At 63.8% G+C, this 22,376-nt stretch carries 18 protein-coding genes; 6 read left to right on the top strand and 12 right to left on the bottom strand.

Annotation, left to right across the window (positions count from 1 at the left end):
- Positions 1 to 18: 18 nt before the first annotated feature.
- Entirely contained in the window at positions 19 to 987 is a 969-nt protein-coding gene (locus C0099_RS01340; RefSeq protein ID WP_102245768.1) for a Bug family tripartite tricarboxylate transporter substrate binding protein, read from the bottom strand.
- 136 nt (positions 988 to 1,123) lie between these two features.
- On the opposite strand from C0099_RS01340, the gene C0099_RS01335 reads away from it, so the two are divergent.
- Complete coding sequence (locus C0099_RS01335; RefSeq protein WP_102245767.1) at positions 1,124 to 1,834, top strand: GntR family transcriptional regulator; 711 nt, start codon at positions 1,124 to 1,126, stop codon at positions 1,832 to 1,834.
- A gap of 52 nt (positions 1,835 to 1,886) precedes the next feature.
- Here C0099_RS01335 and C0099_RS01330 read toward each other — a convergent pair whose 3' ends face one another.
- The 7 genes from C0099_RS01330 to C0099_RS01300 all read right to left on the bottom strand — a co-directional run bounded on the left by C0099_RS01330 (position 1,887) and on the right by C0099_RS01300 (position 9,125).
- Positions 1,887 to 3,170 carry a TRAP transporter large permease gene (locus C0099_RS01330; RefSeq protein WP_164084851.1) on the bottom strand — a complete coding sequence of 428 codons (1,284 nt, stop codon included), beginning with the start codon at positions 3,168 to 3,170 and terminating at the stop codon, positions 1,887 to 1,889.
- Entirely contained in the window at positions 3,167 to 3,625 is a 459-nt protein-coding gene (locus C0099_RS01325) for a TRAP transporter small permease (protein ID WP_102245765.1), read from the bottom strand. The genes C0099_RS01330 and C0099_RS01325 overlap by 4 nt, the downstream gene beginning before the upstream one ends.
- Before the next feature lie 68 nt (positions 3,626 to 3,693).
- Complete coding sequence (locus C0099_RS01320) at positions 3,694 to 4,689, bottom strand: TRAP transporter substrate-binding protein (RefSeq protein WP_164084850.1); 996 nt, start codon at positions 4,687 to 4,689, stop codon at positions 3,694 to 3,696.
- Positions 4,690 to 4,703: 14 nt separating this feature from the next.
- Entirely contained in the window at positions 4,704 to 5,396 is a 693-nt protein-coding gene (locus tag C0099_RS01315) for a GntR family transcriptional regulator (protein WP_102245763.1), read from the bottom strand.
- 81 nt (positions 5,397 to 5,477) lie between these two features.
- Positions 5,478 to 6,824, bottom strand: coding sequence for an FAD-dependent oxidoreductase (locus tag C0099_RS01310; RefSeq protein WP_102245762.1), 1,347 nt, complete (start codon positions 6,822 to 6,824; stop codon positions 5,478 to 5,480).
- A gap of 499 nt (positions 6,825 to 7,323) precedes the next feature.
- Positions 7,324 to 7,836 carry an AmiS/UreI family transporter gene (locus C0099_RS01305; RefSeq protein WP_102245761.1) on the bottom strand — a complete coding sequence of 171 codons (513 nt, stop codon included), beginning with the start codon at positions 7,834 to 7,836 and terminating at the stop codon, positions 7,324 to 7,326.
- Between the two features lie 152 nt (positions 7,837 to 7,988).
- The gene (locus tag C0099_RS01300) at positions 7,989 to 9,125 is read right to left on the bottom strand and encodes a helix-turn-helix transcriptional regulator (RefSeq protein ID WP_102245760.1); all 1,137 of its coding nucleotides are present in this window, start codon (positions 9,123 to 9,125) and stop codon (positions 7,989 to 7,991) included.
- Positions 9,126 to 9,356: 231 nt separating this feature from the next.
- Here C0099_RS01300 and C0099_RS01295 point away from each other — a divergent pair, with 231 nt between their 5' ends.
- The 5 genes from C0099_RS01295 to C0099_RS01275 all read left to right on the top strand — a co-directional run bounded on the left by C0099_RS01295 (position 9,357) and on the right by C0099_RS01275 (position 17,820).
- The gene (locus C0099_RS01295; protein ID WP_199797640.1) at positions 9,357 to 12,113 is read left to right on the top strand and encodes an ATP-binding protein; all 2,757 of its coding nucleotides are present in this window, start codon (positions 9,357 to 9,359) and stop codon (positions 12,111 to 12,113) included.
- Positions 12,094 to 13,332 carry an EAL domain-containing response regulator gene (locus tag C0099_RS01290; protein WP_102245759.1) on the top strand — a complete coding sequence of 413 codons (1,239 nt, stop codon included), beginning with the start codon at positions 12,094 to 12,096 and terminating at the stop codon, positions 13,330 to 13,332. The genes C0099_RS01295 and C0099_RS01290 overlap by 20 nt, the downstream gene beginning before the upstream one ends.
- A gap of 175 nt (positions 13,333 to 13,507) precedes the next feature.
- Positions 13,508 to 14,737: a formamidase gene (gene fmdA / locus C0099_RS01285; protein WP_102245758.1), complete on the top strand. Its 1,230-nt coding sequence runs from the start codon at positions 13,508 to 13,510 to the stop codon at positions 14,735 to 14,737.
- Between the two features lie 79 nt (positions 14,738 to 14,816).
- Positions 14,817 to 15,161, top strand: coding sequence for an FmdB family zinc ribbon protein (locus C0099_RS01280; RefSeq protein WP_102245757.1), 345 nt, complete (start codon positions 14,817 to 14,819; stop codon positions 15,159 to 15,161).
- A gap of 331 nt (positions 15,162 to 15,492) precedes the next feature.
- On the top strand, positions 15,493 to 17,820 hold the full coding sequence (locus tag C0099_RS01275) for an acetamidase/formamidase family protein (protein WP_199797639.1): 2,328 nt from the start codon (positions 15,493 to 15,495) through the stop codon (positions 17,818 to 17,820).
- 56 nt (positions 17,821 to 17,876) lie between these two features.
- Here the strand turns inward: C0099_RS01275 and C0099_RS01270 are convergent, their stop codons facing one another.
- From C0099_RS01270 to istA, 4 genes are all read right to left on the bottom strand, one after another.
- On the bottom strand, positions 17,877 to 19,232 hold the full coding sequence (locus tag C0099_RS01270; RefSeq protein ID WP_199797638.1) for an acetamidase/formamidase family protein: 1,356 nt from the start codon (positions 19,230 to 19,232) through the stop codon (positions 17,877 to 17,879).
- 465 nt (positions 19,233 to 19,697) lie between these two features.
- Entirely contained in the window at positions 19,698 to 19,874 is a 177-nt protein-coding gene (locus tag C0099_RS01265) for a hypothetical protein (RefSeq protein WP_228151624.1), read from the bottom strand.
- 122 nt (positions 19,875 to 19,996) lie between these two features.
- A complete protein-coding gene (gene istB / locus C0099_RS01260) occupies positions 19,997 to 20,809 on the bottom strand; it encodes an IS21-like element helper ATPase IstB (RefSeq protein WP_102245755.1) in 813 nt (270 codons plus the stop codon).
- Entirely contained in the window at positions 20,799 to 22,298 is a 1,500-nt protein-coding gene (istA, locus tag C0099_RS01255; protein WP_102248334.1) for an IS21 family transposase, read from the bottom strand. Before istA ends, istB begins: the two co-directional genes overlap by 11 nt.
- Positions 22,299 to 22,376 lie beyond the last annotated feature (78 nt).

Genomic DNA, 22,376 nt, shown 5'->3' with positions numbered 1-22,376 from the left:
GGACGGCCCGTCTGCGGTTTACTTGAAGGTCTGTTCCGCGACCGCGGCGATGGCCTTGGCGACAGCGGCGACTTCCTTGTCCAGCGCCTCGCCGGCGAGCGGATCGATCAGGAAGCCGTTGTCGGCTGCGAACTTCTTGAACTCGGGGCTTTCCAGCGCCGCACGATACTTCGCCGTGAGCGTCTCGCGCACCTTCGGGTCCATGTTGGCCGGAGCGGCGATGTAGGCCATCTGGACCACCGGACCGAACGGATAGACGTCGATTCCGCGATCGGCGAAGGTCGGCACGTCGGGCAGCACCTCGAGACGCTCGTTGGCGAACACGCCGAGCGGACGCAGGTCGCCCGACTTGATCTGCTCCATCGTCTCGCTGGGCTTGAGCACGCCTGCGGCGATCTGGCCACCCATCAACTCGGCGATGACCCGCGAGCCGCCCGGATACGGCACATGACGATAGGCCACGCCGGCACCGCGCGCGGTCATCTCGGCGAAGATGTGGTTGATGTTGTAGGTGCCCGGCGTGCCGATGGTGACCTTGCCGTCGTTGGCCTTCAGGTGGGCCATGAACTCGTCGAGGGTCTTGTGCGGGCTGTTGCCCGGCACCAGCAGCATCAGCGGATCGACCGACACGCGGATGATGTGCGTGAACTGTTCGTTCTTGAGCGGCGCCTTGCCCTGCGCGATGATCGACAGCGTCGAGCTGGTGCCGTTGCCGATGGTGTAGCCGTCGGGCTTGGCGGTGGCCACCTGCCCCATGCCGATGGCGCCCGTGCCACCCGGCACGTTCTCGATGACGACCTTGAGTCCTTCCTTGGCCAGGATCGGCTGCAGGAAGCGCGCCATGATGTCGTTCGACCCGCCCGCATTCCATGGAATCACCCAGCGGACTTCGCGCTCGGGGTATTCGGCTGCGCTGGTGGAAGCCAGGCCTGCGGTCAGGCCGAGGGCGGCAACGGTGGTGAGCAAGATCCTTCGTGCGAGCTTCATGGTGAGTCTCCTACACTGGTGGAAAATCGGTGTTTGTTGTTTGTTATAACAAACACCGTACAACACGAATTCGTGTAGAGTCAACCTTGATCGCGTCGCACCGGACGCGGAAGTTCAGCAAGCAAGGACGCACATCATGGAAAACGCCACACATCTGCAGCCGGCACTCCAGCCGGTCGAACGCGAGCCGCTCGGCGACCAAGTCTTTGCTCAGATCCGCGAGGCGCTTTTCGCAGGCCGCTTCGAACCCGGCCAGCGTCTGGTGCTGCGTGACCTGGCCGACTCGCTGGGGATCTCGATCACGCCGGTGCGCGACGCACTCAACCGTATGGTCGCCGGTGGCGTGCTCGAGCAGGGCCCGCGCAACTCGGCCGTGGTCCCGGATCTGGACGCGCAGTCGCTGCGCCATCTGCTGATCGTGCGCACGGAACTGGAGGGACGCGCGACGCGCGAGGCCGCCGGCAATGCCGACGCAGCTCGCCTGCGCGTGCTGGAAGACACGATGGCCCGGATGCGTCGCCTGATCGCCGAACGCAAGCTCGAGGCCTATCTCGACCTGCATCGGCAGTTCCACTTCGGCATCTACCGCATGGCCGACATCCCGATCCTGTTCGAGATGATCGAGAGCCTATGGCTGCGCTGCGGCCCGGTGCTGACCTTCGTCATTCCGGATTACGTGCTCTCGCTCAAGGGCACGGACCACCATCTGAAGATCCTCGAAGCCCTGCACGCCGGCGACGCCGATGCAGCCGAGACGGAGATGATCGCGGACATCGAGGAGGCCGGCGCCTATCTGCTCAGTCTTGCCGACGACGAAGGTCGAATACGCCGCGCCCGTCGGAGCTGAAACGTCTCACGCTGCGTCCGAAAACGTTGCGGGCGCAGCATGACATTCGAACTTACCGACTCAACCCGAGCAGATCCGGCACCAGGGTGGTGATCGGCGCATAGAACGCGATCAGCATCAGCACGCCAAAGATCACCACGTAGAACGGCAGCAGCGCGCGGATGATTCGCCCGAGCGACAGTCCGCTGATCGCCGAACCGACGAACAGGCAGACTCCGACCGGCGGTGATACGTGGCCAAAGGCCAACGCCGTCACGGAGACGATGCCGAAGTGCAGCGGATCGATGCCCATCTGCATCGCCACCGGAAAGAGAATGGGCACGGCGATGATCAGCGCCTCGGTGGGCGCCAGGAAACACCCGAGGAAGATCATCATCGCCACATACACGGCAAGAAAGGCGAACGGCGTAAGTCCCATGGCGCCGAGCAGCTCGGCGACCTGGAACGGCACGCGATCGAAGGCCATTAGCCATCCGTAGAGGGCCGCCATCGCGATGATCAGCAGCACCACGCCGGTCAGCTTGACAGTCTCGAACAGGATGGTGGGCACGGCCGACCACTTCAGTTCGCGGTAGTAGTACATCGAGACCAGAAAGCCATACACTGACGCGAGCGCGGCCGTCTCGGTGGCGGTGGCGACGCCGCCCACGATGCCGCCGATGATCATCACCGGCATGGCCAGCGCCGGCAGCGCCGTCGCGACGATGCGAACCTTCTCCGCCCAGGAGGTCTGCGGTGCGATGGGATAGCCCTTGCGCACCGAGATGATCCAGCCGAGCAGGATCATCGCCCCGCCGATGATCAGCCCCGGCAGGTAGCCTGCGGCAAAGATGCTCGCGATCGAGGTTTCCGTGACCCAGCAATAGACGATCATGATGATGCTGGGCGGGATGATCGCACCCAGCGGCGACGAGATCACCGTGATCGCGGTGGCAAAGGCCTTGTCGTAGCCCTGCTTTTCCATCGACGGAATCATCACGCTGCCCACCGCCGAGGTATCGGCGGCAGCCGAGCCCGAGATGCCACCGAACAGCATGCTGGCGAGCACGTTGGCCGAGCCCAGCCCGCCCCGGCTGCGGCCGACGAGGATGTTGGCCACGCTCACCAGACGGTCGCCCATGCCGCCGTAGCTGAGCACGTTGCCGGCCAGGATGAACAGCGGAATGCACACCAGTACCGATGCGTCGACGATGGCCGGCAGCACGCGCTGGGCAATCACGATGACCGACAGGTCGCTCGCCATGATGGCCGCAAGTGCGGCAACGCCGAGACTGAAGGTGATCGGAATGCCGATCACGATGCAGATGATGAATGTCGCGAACAACGCCAATGTCATGACCAATTCTCCCGCCATGCGGCCACGACATGGGCCAGTTCGTAATAGATCATGAGTACGGCACTGAAGGGCAGAGCCGCATAGAAGTAGCTCATCGGCATTTCCAGTGCCGCCGATAGCTGATCATGCACGAGGGCCGTCATCTTCCAGCCGGCATAGATGAGCACCGCCAGGAACGCCGACACCACCAGGCCGATCGCGGCGATCCACACGCGACGCGGCGCGGGGGGACACAGCTCCACGAGGAAGGTCAGGCCGATGTGCCCGCGGTGCTTCAGCGCCACGGCAGCGCCGAGGAAGCAAAGCCAGGTGAAGGCCAGCGAGATGATCTCGTCGCTCCACGTCAGCGGTTGTTCCAGCACGTAGCGGGTGAACACCTGTACCGACATCAGCAGGGCGATCACGACCAGCAGCGCCCCGCACACGGCCTCGACCGAGAGCAGCCGTTTCCACATCGTATGCACTCCTTGGGCCGGGGCGCCTGCGCGCACGCAGGGGCCCCGGGGTGGGTCGAAGTCGCGTCTCAGTCCTTGCGGATCTGCTCGACGAGGCTGTAGGCCTCATCGCCGAACTCCTTGCGGAACTTCTCGTAGACGGGTGCGACGGCCTCGCGCAGCGGCCCGATGTCGGGACGCGTGACCTGCACGCCATGGCTGGCGAGCGTGTCGTTCATCTTGCGGTCCTCGTCGAGGATGATCTGGCGCTCGAAGGTGGAAGACGCGTCGGCCGCCTGCTTCACCCATTCGCGCTGCTGCTCGCTGAGCTTCTTCCAGCGCGACTCGGCAATGTGCAGCGGCTGGATCGAATAGACGTAATTGACCATCGCCACGTGCGGCGCCGACTCGTAGAACTTCTTCGACACATAGGTGTTGATCGCACCTTCGGCACCGTCCACCAGGCCGGTCTGCAGGGCAGAATAGACTTCGCCGAAGGGCAACGGCGTGGGGATCGCGCCGAGCGATTTCCACGTCGCGAGGTAGTACGGGTCCTCCATGGTGCGCACCTTCTTGCCCTGGAAGTCGGGCAGGTTCTCGACCTCGCTGCGACCGTAGTAGCTGCGCGCCCCGCCAATCCAGTATGCGACCGGCCGGATGCCCTTGCCGATCAGCTTCTCGCCCAGCGAACCGCGGATCTCCGGGTCGTCCATGACACGGAATGCGTCCTCGTAGCTGTCGAACAGGAAGGGCAGTGAGAACACCTGGTAGTTGGTGCTGAACTTGCTGGTGAGCGCCGACGTGACGGTGACCAGATCGAGCGAGCCGATCTGCAAGGCCTCGAGCAGGTCGCGCTCGTTGCCCATCACGCCGTTGGGGAAGATTTGCACCTCCATCTTGCCGCCGGACACTTCCTTCAGGGTTTCGGCGAACTTCACCGAACCCTTGTGGAAGGCGTGCGTCTCGGGCTGCACGTGGGCGAGCTTGAGGGTGACCTCGGGGCTGGCCTGGGCCACGCCGGTGAAGGTCGCCGCGGCGGTAACGAGGCACGCCGCCAGGGTCGTGATGCGAGTGCGGATTTTCATTGTCATGTCTCCTCTCAATTGAACATCTTCGTGACGATGTTTCTGGCGCTGGCGAGATGCTCCCTGAGCATCTCTACGGCGCCGTCGGTATCGCCGGCCTTGAGCAGCTCGACCAGCCGGCGATGTTCCTGCGAACCGTGTTCCGCCCATTCCGGGTTCTCCAGCGAATACAGCCGGAAACGGGTGATCGAGTCGTAGACGGAATCGATGAACTGCCGCAGGCGGCGGTTGTTCAATACCGACACGAAGATCATGTGGAACTCGGTGTTGATCTCGCGCAGGGCGCGCGTGTCACGACGTTCGAGGGCCGCCTCCTGGCGTGCGATGCACGCCTCGAGACGTTCGATGAGATCGGTGCGATCCGGCGTGATGCGCCGGAGTGCCTCGGATTCGACGATGAACCGGATGTCGTAGATCTCGTCGATGTCCTCGGCACTGGGCACGGAGACGATGACCTTGCGACCCGGCAGCATGGTCACGAGGTTTTCCTGCTCCAGAACCCTCAGCGCTTCGCGCACCGGTGTGCGACTCACCGACAGCTGGGTCGCGATGCGGTTTTCGCTGAGCAGTTCGCCCGGTTTCAGCACGCCGTCGAGAATCGCCTGCTTGAGCCGCGTGAGCACGGCCACACGCAGCGGCACGTACGCATCGAAATCCTCCAGCGGAGCAAGGTTCAGCGGCGTATCGGCAGTCGTCTCGGTACTCATTCTGAATTTCCTCGTCGGTCGTGGGTGAAGACCCGGGCGGGTCCAAGCATAACCAAGAACCCGCCCGCGCCTTCAGGCGATTCAGGCAAAGCGGTCGCCGAGGAACACGCCCTGCCCGAGCAGCGTCTTCTGCAACGCGGCCACGTCCAGCTCCGGAATGCTCGAACCGACTGCGGCGGCCTGCGCCGCGGCGACGCCGGCGGCCTGCCCCGACACCAGGCACGGCGCCATGTTGCGCGTCGCGCCGAAGGCCATGTGCGTGGCCGACAGGCAGCGGCCCGCGACGATTACGTTGTCGAGGTCACGCGGTACCAGCGAGCGGAACGGAATGTCGAAGGCCCCGTCGTCACCGATCGGGAAGAAGCTCGCCTGGCCGGTATCGGGATCGTGGATGTCGATCGGAAAGCACACCTGGCCGATGGTGTCGTCGAACTTGCGCCCTTCCAGGGCATCGTCGTCGGTGATCTGGTAGAGCCCCTCGATGACACGGGTCTGACGCACCTGGGCGAAGCCCGCCGGCACCAGATAGGCGTTCTCGAAGCCCGGCACGTACTGCTTGAGGAAGCCGCCAATGCGTTCGGCCTGGCGGGTCAGTTCCACCGCCGCGCGCGAGAGCTGGATCGGGTCGGTGCCGTCGATGCCGAACACCGCCGAGGTATTCACGTTCACCTGGTCGGGCCAGACGGTGTTGAAGAACACCATGTGGTCCTCGTTGGGGAAGATGCCCTGTTCGCGGATGACGTCGTTCCAGCGGCTGAACGAGCCGCGGAAATACACCGGGATCGGCTCCGGGAAATCGGGGCGCGTCGCCATCGCCGGCTCGGATACGCCGATCGCGTCGGCGATGCGACGCGTATCGACACCGTGAAAGTGCAGCAGCATCGATACCGGCTGCATCTTGCCGGTGGCCTTCTCGCCCTTCTGCACCGCACCGCCGGCGTAGCTCACCAGGTCGGCGTCACCACTGGCATCGAGATAGGCGCGTGCGCGGATCTTGCGGATGCCGCCCTTGACGGCGGCATGCACCTCGGTGATCTCGCGCCCCTGCGTCTCCACGCCCACGACGTTGACGCCATAGAGGATCTGCACGCCCGCCTCGGCCAGCATCTCGGTCGACATGATGCGGAAGTACTCGCCATCGACCGGCGTGATCGAATGGCAGAACCCATCCGGGAAAGGGATATGCCCGACCGCGCCGCCGCGCTCGATCATGCGGTCGACCACTTCCTGCGCAATGCCGAACACGACCTGACGGCCGTTCTTGGTGATGTAGTTGTGCAGGCAAAGGCCGGTCGTCGCGTTGCCACCGACGAAGGGGCGCGCCTCGAGCAGGATGGTGCGGGCACCACTGCGCGCGGCCGCCGTCGCTGCCGCCACGCCCGTCACCCCGCCACCGACCACCAGCACATCGCAATCCAGATCGTTCATCGATCACTCCTGTTGAATCCGTCGAAGATCAGGGAACGTCGATACACACGCATCCCTGTGTGCCTGTATACAAGTGTATCGATAGCGAATTGTCAACTGCTGTCGTACAAAATGGGGGTTGCGGTCACCGCCGTCAGGGTCTGGACGACGCGTTCAGGGTCGCGCGGGAAGTGTGCTTGGGTTCAGTGGCGCGGAAGAGTGCTTCTCGGGTCCAGCCGCCCGCTGGCGAACGGGCCGCCCGACGTCCGGAGTCTGCGGCGACTGTCGCTCACAAACCACGGCGGGCACGTCGGTTCGAGGATGCGGGAATTGATCCACGCATGACCTGCGGCACCACCCGCCCCGCCTCTACCCCCGGTCATCCGGCGCGCCGACCGCCTCGCCGAGAGACGAATGCGCTACCGCCGATGCGCAGGGCAATCGGCGGGCCTGCCGCGCGACGAAAAGGGCCTTCGGGAAGGTGTGCTAGCACGGCTCGTCGTCACCAAGGCCTTGACGCTCAAACCAGAATGCCATCGAGCATCAGGAAGCCCGGCACCCAGCCCGTGAGAATGCCGGTCACGACAGTCACTTGCCCGGTGAAGCGCACGATCGGCTTCTGCACGCCGAGCAGCAGAAAGAACAGGAACCAGAGAAAGGTCCATGCCGCCCAGCAGAATGCGAGCCACATTCCGAGAACGGAACCGGCCTCCACGAAGGCGCCGATCGTCACCGGAATGAGGGTGATCGCGACGAAGAGACTGAACCAGCCCAACCCGCGCCCGTCCGCGCCGTTGAATCGGTTCATTGCGACCCAAAGGTAGGTGAAGGTAAACAGCAACGTGAGGGCGGCTGCGCGGATGGACTCCGGATCGTTCTCGAAGAAGGCAAGGTACAGGGCGACCAGAAGGGTCAGTCCGCCAACGAAGATGTTGATGACCGCGATCTCGCGATCGCCGATACGACCGAGCAGCCAAAGACCGTTCAGGAAAAGAACGGCACCGACATAAAGTAGAGCAAGTCCGAGCAGCATGATGATCCCTCCGTCGCCTGTTTATGGCTGAAGATGGGCTCATCATATGCAGCGCCCCCCGACGACGAATCACCCTGTTCGAGGAAATTCCCCTCACCCGTTCGGATGAGACGCGCCTCGCCAGACAGGGTGAAGCGATCAAGGCAGGAGAATCAATCAATATCGACGCAGATGCGCGAGTGCAGGTGCACAAGTTCCATCTGGCTATGCGTGTCGGTCTTCTGGAAAATCTGCTTGAGATGGCTGCGCACGGTATTTTCGGACACGTGCAGGATGCGCGCCGTGCTGGCGAGACTGTGGCCCGTGAATAGCAGGCTGCTCAGGCGCGCCTGGGCTGGCGTGAAATCGAACTGACGTGCGAAAGAACAGTGCTCGTGACGGCTGTGCTGATTACGCGCCGAGACGGCGACCAGGTCGCACGATTCGCCCCGCGCGGCTGTGAAGCTGCGACCGGCCGGATAGACCGAGACTACGGTCGGGTGAACACCGCTCGGCGTGCTGATGCTCAGCACCTGAGGCGAACGGGACTCGCCCGCGCGGACGCGGGAGGCAACGCCGCGAACAGCTTCATGCAAGGCAAGTCGGTCGGCGCCGGAGATCGCACTCAGGCAATTGCGTGGCGCAATCAGTCCGGAGTCTTGTTCGAGCAGCAGTTCGGCCGCCCGGTTGCGAAAAAGAATCTGGCTGTCGGCATCGGTCAGGAAGGTCGCGACCGCCGTCTGTTCGATGACTTCCGTAAGGGCGAGCCCGAAATCGCGCGCTTCACGCTGTTTCCAGCCGTTCTCGAGAGCCAATGACAGATGGGCGAGAACGTCGCTGAGCCGGGCGCGGTCATCGTTCGAGAAATCGGGCTGATCCTCGCCACGATGGGCGGCGATGTAATAGATGAGATCCCCGCGACGCGCGGCAACACCGCAAAGCCGATGAAGCAAACCATGGGGCTGCATCAATTTACGGTAGAAATCGGTGCGCTTGAGCTCCTGCATGCCGAGCAGGTCGGTGCCGCGGAGCACGGTACCAGTGGAGTATTCCTCGCTCGACAGGAACCAGGGATTACGTGCTGCGTGTTCGGCGTAGGTGTGATTCAGATCCGGATCATCCGGCGCGTGGTGAAGGATTTCGCCGTGTCCGCTGAGAAAGTGATGACGGGCGATCGTCGTCCAGCGGCTGTCCAACCAGTCACGCAACTGGCACAGGGTATCGCCCCATGCGCCATCGTCGTGAGTGGTCGCGTGGATGCTGTAGAGCAAGGCGCTGATGCGCGCCTGATCCCCCGAATGGGCGTGCACGAGGCTCCCTCCTCCTGTCTTCCCTGCTTCCCGATGCGGGGACGGACTTCTGCGGCCCGGGTCCCGCTTTCATAGCCTCCTCACTATAGAACGTTCTCGCGCGATGAAAAGGTCTGCGTAAAGTGCATGGGCGCGCGACTTGCACCGCCTGCGGCTTTGCGCGAATAATCAACGCGCCCGTCCTGGCTGTCGTTTTCAGGGGCGGCGCGCCGCGCGCGGAGCGAGTTGCCTGTGAGACGCATCAAGCGGGAATATCAGTCCTGGGTCGCGAACGAGACACTGGAGGACTACGCGCTGCGCTATGCCGCGCGCTCCTACCGGCGTTGGCATCCGTTCGTGCTCGCCAATACCGCGATTGGCGGCATCTCCTTTCTTGCCCTCGAAGCCATCGGCGGCGCGCTCACGCTCAGCTACGGCTTCCAGAACGCCTTCCCCGCGATCGTCATCGTCAGCCTGCTGATCTTTCTGATCAGCCTGCCGATTGCCTACTACTGCGCCGAAGCCAACGTCGACATCGACCTGCTCACCCGCGGCGCCGGCTTCGGCTACATCGGCTCGACCGTGACCTCGCTGATCTACGCCTCGTTCACGTTCATCTTCTTCGCGCTCGAGGCGGCAATCATGGCGCAGGCACTCGAGCTGGTGACCGGCCTCAACATCACCATCGGCTACCTGATCTGCTCGTTGGTGATCATTCCGATGGTGTTTTTTGGCGTGACCCTGATCAACCGCTTCCAGATGCTGACGCAGTTGCTGTGGATCGTGTTGCTGATCACCCCATTCGTCTTCGTGCTTTACAAGGATCCCGGCCTCATCGATGCGTGGACCTCCTACGTCGGGCCGCAGGCAGGCTTCAATCCGCTGTTCTTTGGCGCCGCGACGGGGGTGTTGCTGTCGCTGGTGGTCCAGATCGGCGAGCAGACCGACTATCTGCGCTTCCTGCCCGACCGGGAGCGTGGAAACCGGTTTGCCTGGTGGGCCGCGCTGATCGGGACCGGGCCCGGCTGGATCATTCTCGGGGGTCTCAAGATTCTCGCTGGCAGCCTGCTCGCGGTGCTGTGCCTGCGAGCCGGGTCGTCGCCGACTGAAGCGGTGTCACCGATCCACATGTATATCGTGGCCTACGAGCATGTCTTCGACGAACGCGTGCTGGTCCTCGGTTTCGCACTGCTGTTCGTGCTCGTCTCGCAGGTCAAGATCAACGTCACGAACGCGTACGCGGGCTCCCTCGCCTGGTCCAATGCCTTCGCGCGACTGGCGCAGTATCACCCCGGCCGGGTGGTGTGGCTGGTGTTCAACGTGCTCATCGCCCTGTTGCTCACGCTGATGGGTATCCTGGCCACGCTGGAGGCCGTCCTGACGGTCTACTCCAACGTCGCGACGGCGTGGATCGGCGCCCTCGTTGCCGATCTCGTGGTGCTCAAGCCGATGGGCATCAGCCCCCGCTACGTCGAATTCAAGCGTGCCTATCTATACAACTTCAATCCTGTCGGCTGTGGGGCGATGCTGGTCGCGTCGGTTCTCTCGATCGTCGCCTACACGGGCGCATTCGGGCCGATCCTGGAAGCGTATTCGGCGTTTCTCGCCCTCGGGCTGGCCTTCATCAGCGCAATCGTGATCGCGCTGATCACGCGCGGTCGCTATTACCTGGCGCGAACCGACACGGCCTACCGGAGCAAGACGCCAGCGCGCGCCGACGGCACGATTCCGACCGAGCGCTGCTCGGTATGCGAGCGGGACTACGAACCGCGCGACATGGCCTATTGCCCGTTCTATCGCGGCCCGATCTGCTCGCTGTGCTGCGGCCTCGAGGCGCATTGCCACGACTTCTGCAAGCAGCCAACGGTGCGTTCGGAACCGTCTCACGTCGCGCCAGGGTCGACACATTTTGCACCCCATTTCGGTCGTCGGATCGGACGCTTCTTCGCACTGTTCGGGATCGTCGCGGCGGCGATGGCAGCGTTGTTCCTGCTCGCCTACCGCCTCCTTGATGCACAGGACCTCGCCTACGGCCAGGAACTGGCAGAGATCCTCGTGCGCATCTACCTGGCCACGTTGATCCTGATCGCGGTCGGAACGTGGTGGATCGTGCTCTCCCACGAGAGTCGGGAACTGGCCGAGGGCGAGTTGCTGCAGTCGCTGCATCAGCTTGAGCTGGCACGATCCGAACTCGTCGAGTCCGAAAAGATGGCCTCACTCGGGGGGCTGGTTGCCGGTGTGGCGCACGAGATCAACACGCCGGTAGGGATTACGGTAAGTGCGGCATCCTACCTGCGCGAACGTTCCGAAGAATTGCGCGCCCGGTTCGATCAGGGAACGCTCGGCAAGGACGAATTGCGCGCATTCCTCGACGATGCGCTGGAATCTGCTCGCCTGCTTGCTTCCAATGCCGATCGCGCGGCGCGTCTGGTGAAGAGCTTCAAGCTGGTCGCGGTCGACCAGAGCAGCGACCAGCGGCGACGCTTCGATCTGGCCCACTACATGGAAGAGACGCTACGCAATCTGCGACCGGCACTCCAGGACCGCGCGCTCGGGACGTATCTGGACTGTCCGGTCGGAATCGAGATGGACACCTATCCGGGACCGCTGGCCCAGGTACTGACCAACCTCGTGATCAACGCAACACAAAGCGCCTTCGCCGAGGGCGAGGCGGGCACGATTACGCTGTCGGCCAGACGCGAGGGCGAGGACGAGGTGCTGATCTCCTGCGCCGACAACGGTCGAGGTGTCCCCGACGACATACGCGAGCGCATTTTCGAACCTTTCTTCACCACCCGCCGCGCCTCCGGAGGCAGCGGCCTGGGGCTTTATCTGGCCTACACCCTGGTCACGCAAAAACTCGAAGGTACGATCGGGGTGGAGAACGCCCCCGAAGGCGGCGCGGTATTCTGGCTGCGCCTGCCGCGCGCACATCCGGGTGGCTCCAGTCTCACCGACGCGATGCGTTTCAGAACGGACGGACAGTTCAATGAACCACGACAGGGATGAGCTCGATTCGCACGCGGCCGGCAACGCCGCGATGCCCGCGCATGCGTGGCGGGTTCTCGTCGTCGATGACGAACCCGAGGTGTTCGCGATTACCCGCCTCGTTCTGGGGCGCATGCAGTTTCGGGCGCGACCGGTGCATGTCGAGGGCGTTGCGAGTGCGGCAGACGCACGTGAATACCTCGCACGCCATCCCGATACGGCGGTCGTGCTGCTCGATCTGGTCATGGAAGAGGACGACGCCGGCCTGCATCTGGTCCGCCACATTCGTGAGCGAGCCGGCCTGAGGCACGTGCAGATACTCGTTCGAACAGGACATCCCGGGGTCGCACCCGAAGCAGAAGTCATCGCCGCCTACGACATCAACGGCTACTACCTGAAGACGGAACTGACCGCTCAGCGACTGCGTTCGGCGATCACCTTCGCGTTGCGCAATCTGGAGGCTGTGGGTGCCGCACCAAACCTTTCGTCGGGCGCCGCCAAGGACGTGATGCAACGCTCGATCGAGCGTGTAACCCGCGCAACCGAAGAACCGCCGTTGGTCGAACCCCGCATGCATCTCGCATCGGGAGAGATCTCTGCGTACGAAGTGATGGTCAGCCCGGTTCGCGGACTGGCGCCCGACGAGTTTTCAACAGCCCTGGAAAGATTGTCACCAGCGGTCGGTCTGGCCTGGGATCGACGACTGATCGGCATGTTGCCCGACCTCTACGCCGCGCTGGTCGGCAAACCGGGGGGAACGCGACTGGCTTTCCGCCTGCTGTCGCTCGGCTTCGGCGGCGAGGACGGGGTCAGGATGTTCGAGGATATGCTCGATCGAACGGGCCTGGCGGCGAGCGCCTTCGAGTTGTGCGTGCCCGAACATGGGCTTTCAGACTGGTCCGAACGATGTGCCTCACTGCGCAAACGCGGGGTGATCCTGACGCTCGACGGTGTCGGCCTGGGTGCGTTGTCACTGCCCGAGATCCAGCGATTCCGGCCCGATATCGTCGCCCTCCACCCGGCGATCGTCGGGCATGTCAGCGAGGATGCCGAAAGAGCGGCGATCGTGCGTAGCGTGGTCGCGCTCACCCACACTCTGGGCGCGCACTCGCTCGCACGCGGCGTCGTCTCGACCGATGACATCCAGTTCTGCAAGTGGGAGGGCTGCGAGTTCGTCCAGGGGCCCGCGGTGTCACCCGCCGTCGACATCGCCCCTGCGTTCCCACCGCATCTGCACTAACCCTGATCGCCCGATGCACTGCGTTTTTCGATTCACCCATTCGGGTGAGAGCGAATCCTCGATGGGGGTGATTCCCCGACCTTGAGCCTTGCCTAAGATAGTTTCGTGATCGACATGGCTGCACGAAGCGGTCGGCGATCTCACTTTCATGACATTGGCCAAGGAGGAGACAACCATGGCAGAGACTCTCGTTAAGGTAGATCTGAACCAGTCGCCCTACGACAACGACATGGTTCATAACCGTTGGCACCCCGATATTCCGATGGCCTGCTGGGTGAAGCCGGGCGACGACTTCATCCTCGAGACTTACGACTGGACGGGCGGCGCAATCAAGAACAACGACGACGCCTCGGACGTGCGCGATGTCGACCTCACGACCGTGCACTTCCTCTCCGGCCCGGTCGGGGTGGAAGGAGCAGAACCGGGGGATCTGCTCGTCGTCGATCTGCTGGATGTCGGCGCCAAGGATGAGAGCATGTGGGGCTTCAACGGCTTCTTCTCCCAGAAGAACGGCGGTGGCTTCCTGACCGAGCACTTCCCGGAGGCGCAGAAGAGCATCTGGGATTTCCATGGCATGTTCACGACCAGCCGTCACATTCCGGGAGTGCGCTTTGCGGGCCTGATCCACCCGGGCCTGATCGGCTGCCTGCCCGACCGCAAGATGCTCGACATGTGGAACACCCGCGAGAAGGCGCTGATCGATACCGACCCCGATCGAGTACCGCCACTTGCCGCACCGCCCAGCGCACCTACGGCTCACATGGGCAAGATGAGTGGTGATGGACGTGACAAGGCTGCCGCGGAGGGCGCACGCACGGTGCCGCCGCGCGAACATGGTGGCAACTGCGACATCAAGGATCTGTCGCGTGGCTCCCGGATCTTCTTTCCGGTGTACGTGAAAGGCGGCGGTCTGTCGGTGGGTGATCTGCACTTCTCACAGGGCGATGGCGAGATCACTTTCTGCGGCGCCATCGAGATGGCCGGCTGGGTCCACATGCGCGTGTCGCTGATCAAGGGCGGCGTTGCCAAATACGGCATCAAGAACCCCATCTTCAAGCCGAGTCCGATCACGCCGAACTACAACGACTACCTGATCTTCGAGGGGATTTCGGTGGACGAGCGCGGCGAGCAGCACTATCTGGATGTCCACATCGCATACCGGCAGGCCTGCCTGAACGCGATCGAATATCTGAAGAAGTTCGGTTACTCCGGAGCCCAGGGCTACGCGATTCTGGGCACGGCGCCGGTGCAGGGGCACATCAGCGGTGTGGTCGACATCCCCAACGCCTGCGCGACCCTGTGGCTTCCGACCGAGATCTTCGAGTTCGACATCAACCCGAGTACCCAGGGGCCGGTCAAGCACATCTCCGGCGGGGTAGACGTACCGCTCGCTCCCGATCGTTGATCGTCACCGCTCGATCCGGAAGGCATCGCGACTCAGGTCGCGATGCCTCGTTCTGCCCGATTTACGGAGATTCCCGGAAATGCCCGTCTACGAATTCCTCTGTGACGCCTGTGGCGACTTCACCGCAGTTCGTCGCGTGAGCGAGCGCGATGCTGCCTGCAACTGCCCTCGGTGCGGCCAGCCTTCCGCGCGTGTACTGCTCACTGCGCCCAAACTGGGCGTCATGTCTTCGAGCCAACGAAATGCACATATGACCAACGAACGCTCGGCACACCAACCCCTGAGCTCTGCCGAATACAAGGAACGTCACCGTCACGGCCCCGGATGCGGCTGCTGCAATGGTGCGAAGAACCGCAAGACGAACGTCTCTGCCGACGGCGCGAAGAGCTTCCCCGGGACGCGTCCGTGGATGATCAGTCACTGAGTCACGTAAGCCAGCCACCACGGGATCGCCCACTCCGACCTCGACAGTCGTTCGCCCGGGACGATCCAGGTCCTCCTACTCTTCCTCATCCCGACCGCAACGCGCGGCGAGTTCGCGGGCGCCCGTCCGTTCCGAAACGGGGCCTGCGGCCGTCGCGCGATACACTTCTGACGATCTCGCCAATACAAGCGCGTGGAGTGCGTCCTTTTGAAGACGCGTCAAAACCAGTTCCCGGAATGAATGCAACCGGGCGAATGTAATTGTTGGCCCTTGCGGATAGGATTGCGAGGCAGATCGCAAGAGCAATCCTACCGAGCGGACCGGGAAGATCATGAGCCAACAGACCGGGAACTTCGCCAGCGATGCCTATCCGAGCGCCATGCGCGCACGCGCCTGGTCGGCGGTGCTCGCGCACCTGCGGCTGACGGCCTGCTCCGCTGGCCCTGCGGCACGGCTGCTCGGTTTCGCCACGGTGCGTGATTCCCCATCCGGTGCACGCTTCGGCCACCTCAGGGGCGGGGCGCAGACGCTCATGTCGCTGGGGGATCAGGCACGGGACAGTGCGATGATCGTGTTCGTCTGCCACCACGGCTCGGGGCGCGTCACGACCAGCGAGCGAGGGGAGGCGATCGCGGTCGGCGACGGCTTCGTGATGGATGCGCACAGCGACTGGCGCATCGACTTCGACGAAGATTTCGCAGCGACGGTGGTGGTGCTGGGCGATGCCGGCTTCGCCAGACGGGTGCTGAACACGCGCCGCTCCGACTTCCACTGCATCAGCCGGTCTGCTGCCCTGGGTGCCATCGCGACGGAACTCGTGCGCTCGGCAGGCGAGCGTCTGGAAGCGCTGGAATCGGGCGATCTCGGTCAGCTCGAGGCCGCGCTGACCGGGATGATGCTGCCCGCGCTGGCGCACGAGACGGAAGATGTTACGGAGAGCACCTCGACTTCGGTGCAACTGGCCCATCTTCGCCGCGTCTGCCAGTTGATCGACTCGCACCTGACGGAGGCCGATCTCGACCTTGCGCGCATCGCGCACGAGGCGCGCTTGTCGCCACGCTATGTTCAACGCCTGTTCGCCGGGGCGGGTACGACCTTCGGCGCGCACGTGCGCAAGCGGCGCCTGTATCGATGCCGCAACGATCTGCGCGATCCCGCGCTTTCTCACTTTGCAATCGGTGAATTGTGTTTCCGCTGGGGGTTTGGCGATGCGGCCAATTTCACGCGGGCATTCGTGCGCGAATTCGGCTGCACGCCCAGTGCATGCCGGGCACTCGCGCAGGCGCCGGAGCCGGTGCGCCTGCGCGGACGCCCGGACTCTGCGGGCGTACCGTCGCTCAGTGCGCATCCGGGCGCCACGACCCTCAGGCGGGAGATCGATGCGCAGTACCGCGATGATGTCGGTGCTGCGCACCACTACCTGCACGCCACTTCCGAGACCGTGCACTGGGGATATTTCAACCGTTTCCTCGAGCCGGTCGCACGCGTGCGGTCGGGCGACCGCATCACCATCGAGGCACTCACCCAGCACGCCACCGACGATGTGGAACGCATGGTGCGTGACGACCCGGGCGCCGAGAGCGTGTTCCGCTGGGACGCCGGCGGCAAGGCGGTCGAGCGGCGCGGTGCCGGTCCACTCGATGCGTCGATCTTCGGGCGCGGCGCGGGCGAGGGCTTTGGCGTGCATGTGTGCACCGGGCCGGTATATGTCGAAGAGGCCGAGCCGGGCGACGTGCTCGAGGTACGCATCGTGGACATCCGTCAGCGCCCGAGCCGCAACCCGGAGTACGCCGGGCGCAGTTTCGGCAGCAACGCCGCGACCTGGTGGGGTTACCACTACCACGATCTGCTCACCGAACCGCGCCCGCGCGAGGTGGTGACCATCTACGAACTGCATGCGACGGGGTACGACAACTTCGCGCGTGCCGTCTACAGCTTTCGCTGGACACCGCAGACCGATCCTTCGGGCGTGCGTCACGACACCATCGATTACCCCGGCGTGCCGGTCGATCACGCTACCATCCACAAATGCCATGGCGTGCTCGACGGCGTGCGCATCCCGCTACGCCCGCATTTCGGCGTGCTGGCTGTGGCGCCGCGACAGGAGGTCGACGTCGACTCCATCCCGCCGGGCTGCTTTGGCGGCAATCTCGACAACTGGCGTGCCGCGCCCGGCGCTTCGCTGTTCCTGCCCGTTGGAGTACCCGGTGCATTGTTTTCCGTGGGCGACCCGCACGCCTCGCAGGGCGACTCCGAACTGTGCGGCACCGCCATCGAATGCTCATTGACGGGCGACTTCGACCTGATCGTGCACAAGGCCTCGGCCCTGGATGACCACTTTCTGGCCGAACTCGATCACCCGTTCCTGGAAACTCCCGACGAGTGGGTGATCCAGGGCCTGAGTCATCCGAACCACCTGGTCGAACTGGGCCCGGCTGCGCAGACCGAGGTCTACAAGCGCGCCTCGCTCGATCTGGCGATGCGCGACGCGTTTCGCAAGACCCGACGCTTCCTGATGACCGCGCACGGCTTGAGCGAGGACGAGGCCATCTCGCTGTTGTCGGTGGGGGTGGATTTCGGGGTGACGCAGGTGGTCAACGGCAATCTTGGCGTGCACGCGATCGTGCGCAAGTCGATGCTGCGCGAGCGCGAAGGCTAGCGCGCGAGTTGCCCCGACGACTTCATCAAGCCGTCGGGGTGCTTTGCGGCAAGACCTCAGGCGCGCGCCGGGAAGATGTGCTTGGGAACGATGGCGTGCACGCCCCAGTTGCCGTCCACGACCTGCGTGATGCCGAAGTCGACGGCGATCGACAGCAGCGACACGGCTTCGTCTTCGCTCAGGTTCTGCGTGCGCATCAGGAAGTGACGCATCTTGTGGAAGGCGTCACGCAGCGCCAGATCAACGGAAGATTTCGCGAAGATCTCGTTCTGCGCGTCGGCGCCCAGATCACGCAGGTAGTTGGGGTAGCTGAATCCGTGCAGCACCCACTGCTCGCGCGTCTCCAGCAACGGATAGGCAAGCTCGGCCAGGGGCGAGTTCTCAAGTGTCGCCTTCTTGTGCAGGATGAACTGGAATACGCCCGTCAGCGAACATTCGATCGCCGTGCCGCACAGTTCCGAGTCGCCCTGCGACGCATGCGGGTCGCCCACCGAGAACAGGCCGCCGGGGACGGACACCGGGTAATACATGGTCGCGCCCTTGCCCATGCGCCAGTTGTCGATGTTGCCACCCGTGTAGCTGGGCGGGATCGAATTGACCATGTCGGCCTCGACCGGCGCCAGGCCCATGGTGCCGAAATGCGGACGCACCGGGATGCGGATGTCCTTGAGGATGTCGTGTCTGGGCTGGATCGACTTCGGGTCCACCGGAACACCGGGATAATCGATGATCGGGTGGACGATGCCCGACGGATCGGTCTGCGGCGTCCAGCGATAGTTGTAGGCCGCGCGCGCCCAGTTGCGCTCGCCGCGCGCATCGACTTCGTAGATGGTGATGACCTCGCGCTTGACCGGCTCCTCGATCAGGTCTCCGTAGTGAAATCCCCAGTTGGCTGCAGCATTGGAACCGAAGGTGCGTCCCTTGAACTGCGGATTGCCCGACTCACGTGGCCACACGTCGAGGATTCGCACTTCGAGGACGTCACCCGGCTCAGCCCCGCGTATCGCGATCGGGCCGGTGCAGATGTGCACCCCCTGGCCGCCACCGGCCCCAAGCGGATGATCCATGGGCCCGGCGCCGCGCCGGTCGACCGCCTTGCCGTTGGCGTCCCAGCGAAACACGCTCTCGGCGCCTGGATCTCCCTTGATCATGCGCTCGACGTCGTCGCCGCAGTGATGGGTGAGCGTCTCGATAGTCGCGAAATCGCCGGATTCGAGTTCGACCGTCGGCTTGAGCGACTTGCTGAAGTAGCCCCAATGCACCGTGTCGGCGGTGGCCGGGATGTGGTAATGCGTGGCCAGCGCCTTCTCGGTGCGCACGGGGCCACCTCCGGCGAAGGACGAGGCCGCGTGCGCGGACGAGCCGAACGCCCCGAGCGACAGCGCCGTGCCACTGACCAGCACATCCTTCATGAAACCGCGGCGTGCCTCGGTGAACTGCCCGACAGCTTCCGCGTCGTGATGCCCATGCGAACAACCTGGTCCGCAGCGATGTTCTGACGACATGATGCTTCCTCCCAGTTGGCCAATACCTCACCGGCGCAAACGCGCGCGGCGGTCCAGCCGCGAGAACCGGAGGCGCCGCAATGGCATCCGGTTCATGCAGCTGGAATCAGTGTGGATGGGAGGCAGGGTTGTCGCTTGTCACCAAGCGAACAATTGCTGGTCGGGAACGCTAGCGATGCTCTAGCTGAACGAAGTTGAAAACAAACTCCATGTTCTAGCTGAATAAAGTCGAAAACGTCGCTTCAGCGCTGACAAGGGCTCCCTCGCCGCCCCGCACAGCACTCGTCACGGTCGAAGTCGAAAACGAGGGCACGTATCCAGACGGATTCGAGCGAAGTTTGCGCAATAAAGTCGGAAACATCCCGGACAGGGCTAACCTACCCAGCGACGAGCATTCTTGAGCAGTAGCAGCAGTTGCTGCTTACGCAGGGGTGATGCGATGAATCCGAACCGGGTGTAGAAGCGCGCCGCCTGTTCATCGATGGGATGGGTCAGCATTGCCCGGATGCCGGCCCGCTCGGCAATCAGCATCGTGCGGCGGACAAGCATCCTGCAGCAGGCCCGGGCCTATGCCTCGCCCCTGATCCTGGGCGCAGACTGTTGATTTCCACGCAGAACTGACCCGGGGTTTTCATCTAAAACTGACCCACCGGTTTATGCGCACAGTATAGCTACGCGGGGTTGGTTCCGGTTTCGGGTTGTGGTGTCTGTTCTCCTTGTGTTTTTGGGGTTCGAGTACGGCCCGGCTGCAGCCGGGCCGTACTTGTCTTGAAGCGCCAGGATTCGTTGCCGGTCTCGACGATATGGCAATGATGGGTCAGGCGGTCGAGCATGGCGGTAGTCATCTTCGCATCACCAAAGACGTTGTCCCACTCGGCAAAGGACAGGTTGGTCGTGATCATCACGCTGGTGTGCTCGTAGAGCTTGGAGAGCAGGTGGAAGAGCAAGGCGCCGCCGGCTTGGCTGAACGGCAGGTAGCCCAGCTCATCAAGGATCACCAGATCGACGTAGAGCAGCCGGTAGGCCAACTGGCCCGCCTTGCCGTTGGCCTTCTCCTGCTCCAGGGCATTGACCAACTCCACTGTCGAGAAGAAGCGCACACGCTTGCCCAGATGCTGGACGGCCTCGATGCCGATCGCGGTGGCCAGGTGCGTCTTGCCGGTACCGGGCCCGCCGATCAGCACCACGTTGTGGGCCGCCGTGATGAACTGGCCAGCGTGCAGCCGACGCACCAACGCCTCATCGGCGCGCGCCTGCGTGAAGTCGAAACCGGCCAGATCCCGATGCGCGGGGAAGCGCGCTGCGCTCATCTGGTAGGCGATCGAGCGCACTTCGCGCTCCGCGCTCTCAGCGGCCAGGAGTTCCCCCATCCATTGCTCCGGGGGCAGATCACTGTGATGCGCCTTGGCCACGAGTTCCGGCCAGCACTGTGCCATGCCATGGAGCTTGAGCGCCTTGAGGCGTCCGATCAGTTCAATCGACATGTCGGGCCTCCGCACGCAGACGATCGTAGCGATGCACATCGGGCTGGGGTTGCTCGCGCACCGTGAGCGTGGTGGCAACGGGCGTGGCCGGTGGCATTCCGGATTTGAGCCGGGCGAGCACGTTCATCACATGCTCGCCGCTGGGACGGCCGGACTCGAGCGCGAGTTCGACCGCCACCAACACGGCCTCCAGTCCGTGACGCGGGATGGCGCCGAGCACATCGGCCATGACGCGGTCGCCACCGGCCTGTTTGAGCAGATGACGCTGCAGGCGAAGCAGCGGCTCGGGCATCTGGGCAAACGGTGCGCCGTTTCTGAGCGCGCCCGGCTTGCGATCGACCACACCGATGTAGTGGGTGAAGTCGTAGAAGGTCTGATCGCGCTCGAAGCTGCGTGCATGGCACGCAACCTCGCCTGCGTCGGCGACCAGCCGCAACTGGCTCGGGTAGATGCGCAGGCTCAGCACCGCGTGGGCGTGTTCGGCCGGCACACTGTAGCGGTTGCGCTGGAAGTGGATGAGCGCCGTGCTGGTGACCCGGACCGGTTTCTCGACATAACCGTCGAAGGGCTGCGGGTTGGGCAGCATCTGCATCAACTCATCCTGCAGCAGCTCGGCGATTGTCAGCGCCGGCCATTCCGGGTTGGCCATGTCGGCCCATGCCTGCCGGCACTGCTCACCGAGCCAGGCGTTCAGTTCGTCCAGATCCTTCCAGCGCCGCTCGCTCGCGTGCTGCCAAATCTGGCGGCGCCGATCCAGCACGTTCTTCTCGACACGCCCCTTCTCCCAGCCGGCGGCCCGGTTACAGAAATCCGGCTCGAACAGGTAATGGCCACACATGGCAAAGAAGCGCGGGTTGATGTCGCGCGCCTTGCCCCGACCGACCTTGTCGACGGCCGTCTTCATGTTGTCGTAGATGCCGCGCCGCGGCACGCCGCCAAAGGCAGCAAAGGCGCGCGCATGCGCGTCGAACAACATCTCGTGGCTTTGCGTCGGGTACGCGGTGAGCCAGAAGGCACGGCTCGCACACAGCTTGGTGTGCGCAACATCGAGCTTTCGGCGCAGACCGCCGATGAAGGCGTACTCCGTGCTCCAGTCGAACTGGAAGGCTTCGCCCAGCGCAAAGCTCAGCGGCACGTACGCGGGGCCCGGCTTGCCCGATTCTTGCGTTCGCCAGCGCTTGATGAACGCGCACACCCGGTTGTAGCTGCCCGTGTAGCCTTGCGCGCGGATCGCCTCGAACATCGCCCGCGCCGTGCGCCGATCGCGCTTTGGCCGATGCCCGTCCGTCCTGAGCCACTGCCCGAGTTGCTCTGCCCACGGATCGACGACGCTTCTGGCCTCGAGCCGCTTGTACTGCGGCTCGACAACATCCTTGTGCCGCAGCCAGTTGCGAATGGTGTTCCGGGAAAGCCCGGTTTGCCGCGCGATCTCGCGCAGCGGCAAGTGGTCGCGCAAATGCATCCGCCTGATCTTGGCCAACATACCCACTTTGATCACTCCTCGATCCCCCGCCCAAAACACAGCAGGGTAGTCAATCAAAGGTGGGTCAGATTTCGATGCAAATTA

This window comes from Pseudazoarcus pumilus, assembly GCF_002872475.1.
Lineage (GTDB): Bacteria > Pseudomonadota > Gammaproteobacteria > Burkholderiales > Rhodocyclaceae > Pseudazoarcus > Pseudazoarcus pumilus.
Note: the sequence above shows the minus strand (reverse complement) of the source record. Positions and strands in the feature narration are given on the sequence as shown.

Coding starts and splice junctions, on each gene's coding strand:
- C0099_RS01340 (WP_102245768.1), bottom strand. CDS start 987: ATGAAGCTCGCACGAAGGATCTTGCTCACCACCGTTGCCGCCCTCGGC.
- C0099_RS01335 (WP_102245767.1), top strand. CDS start 1,124: ATGGAAAACGCCACACATCTGCAGCCGGCACTCCAGCCGGTCGAACGC.
- C0099_RS01330 (WP_164084851.1), bottom strand. CDS start 3,170: ATGACATTGGCGTTGTTCGCGACATTCATCATCTGCATCGTGATCGGC.
- C0099_RS01325 (WP_102245765.1), bottom strand. CDS start 3,625: ATGTGGAAACGGCTGCTCTCGGTCGAGGCCGTGTGCGGGGCGCTGCTG.
- C0099_RS01320 (WP_164084850.1), bottom strand. CDS start 4,689: ATGAAAATCCGCACTCGCATCACGACCCTGGCGGCGTGCCTCGTTACC.
- C0099_RS01315 (WP_102245763.1), bottom strand. CDS start 5,396: ATGAGTACCGAGACGACTGCCGATACGCCGCTGAACCTTGCTCCGCTG.
- C0099_RS01310 (WP_102245762.1), bottom strand. CDS start 6,824: ATGAACGATCTGGATTGCGATGTGCTGGTGGTCGGTGGCGGGGTGACG.
- C0099_RS01305 (WP_102245761.1), bottom strand. CDS start 7,836: ATGCTGCTCGGACTTGCTCTACTTTATGTCGGTGCCGTTCTTTTCCTG.
- C0099_RS01290 (WP_102245759.1), top strand. CDS start 12,094: ATGAACCACGACAGGGATGAGCTCGATTCGCACGCGGCCGGCAACGCC.
- fmdA (WP_102245758.1), top strand. CDS start 13,508: ATGGCAGAGACTCTCGTTAAGGTAGATCTGAACCAGTCGCCCTACGAC.
- C0099_RS01280 (WP_102245757.1), top strand. CDS start 14,817: ATGCCCGTCTACGAATTCCTCTGTGACGCCTGTGGCGACTTCACCGCA.
- C0099_RS01275 (WP_199797639.1), top strand. CDS start 15,493: ATGAGCCAACAGACCGGGAACTTCGCCAGCGATGCCTATCCGAGCGCC.
- C0099_RS01270 (WP_199797638.1), bottom strand. CDS start 19,232: ATGAAGGATGTGCTGGTCAGTGGCACGGCGCTGTCGCTCGGGGCGTTC.
- C0099_RS01265 (WP_228151624.1), bottom strand. CDS start 19,874: ATGCTTGTCCGCCGCACGATGCTGATTGCCGAGCGGGCCGGCATCCGG.
- istB (WP_102245755.1), bottom strand. CDS start 20,809: ATGTCGATTGAACTGATCGGACGCCTCAAGGCGCTCAAGCTCCATGGC.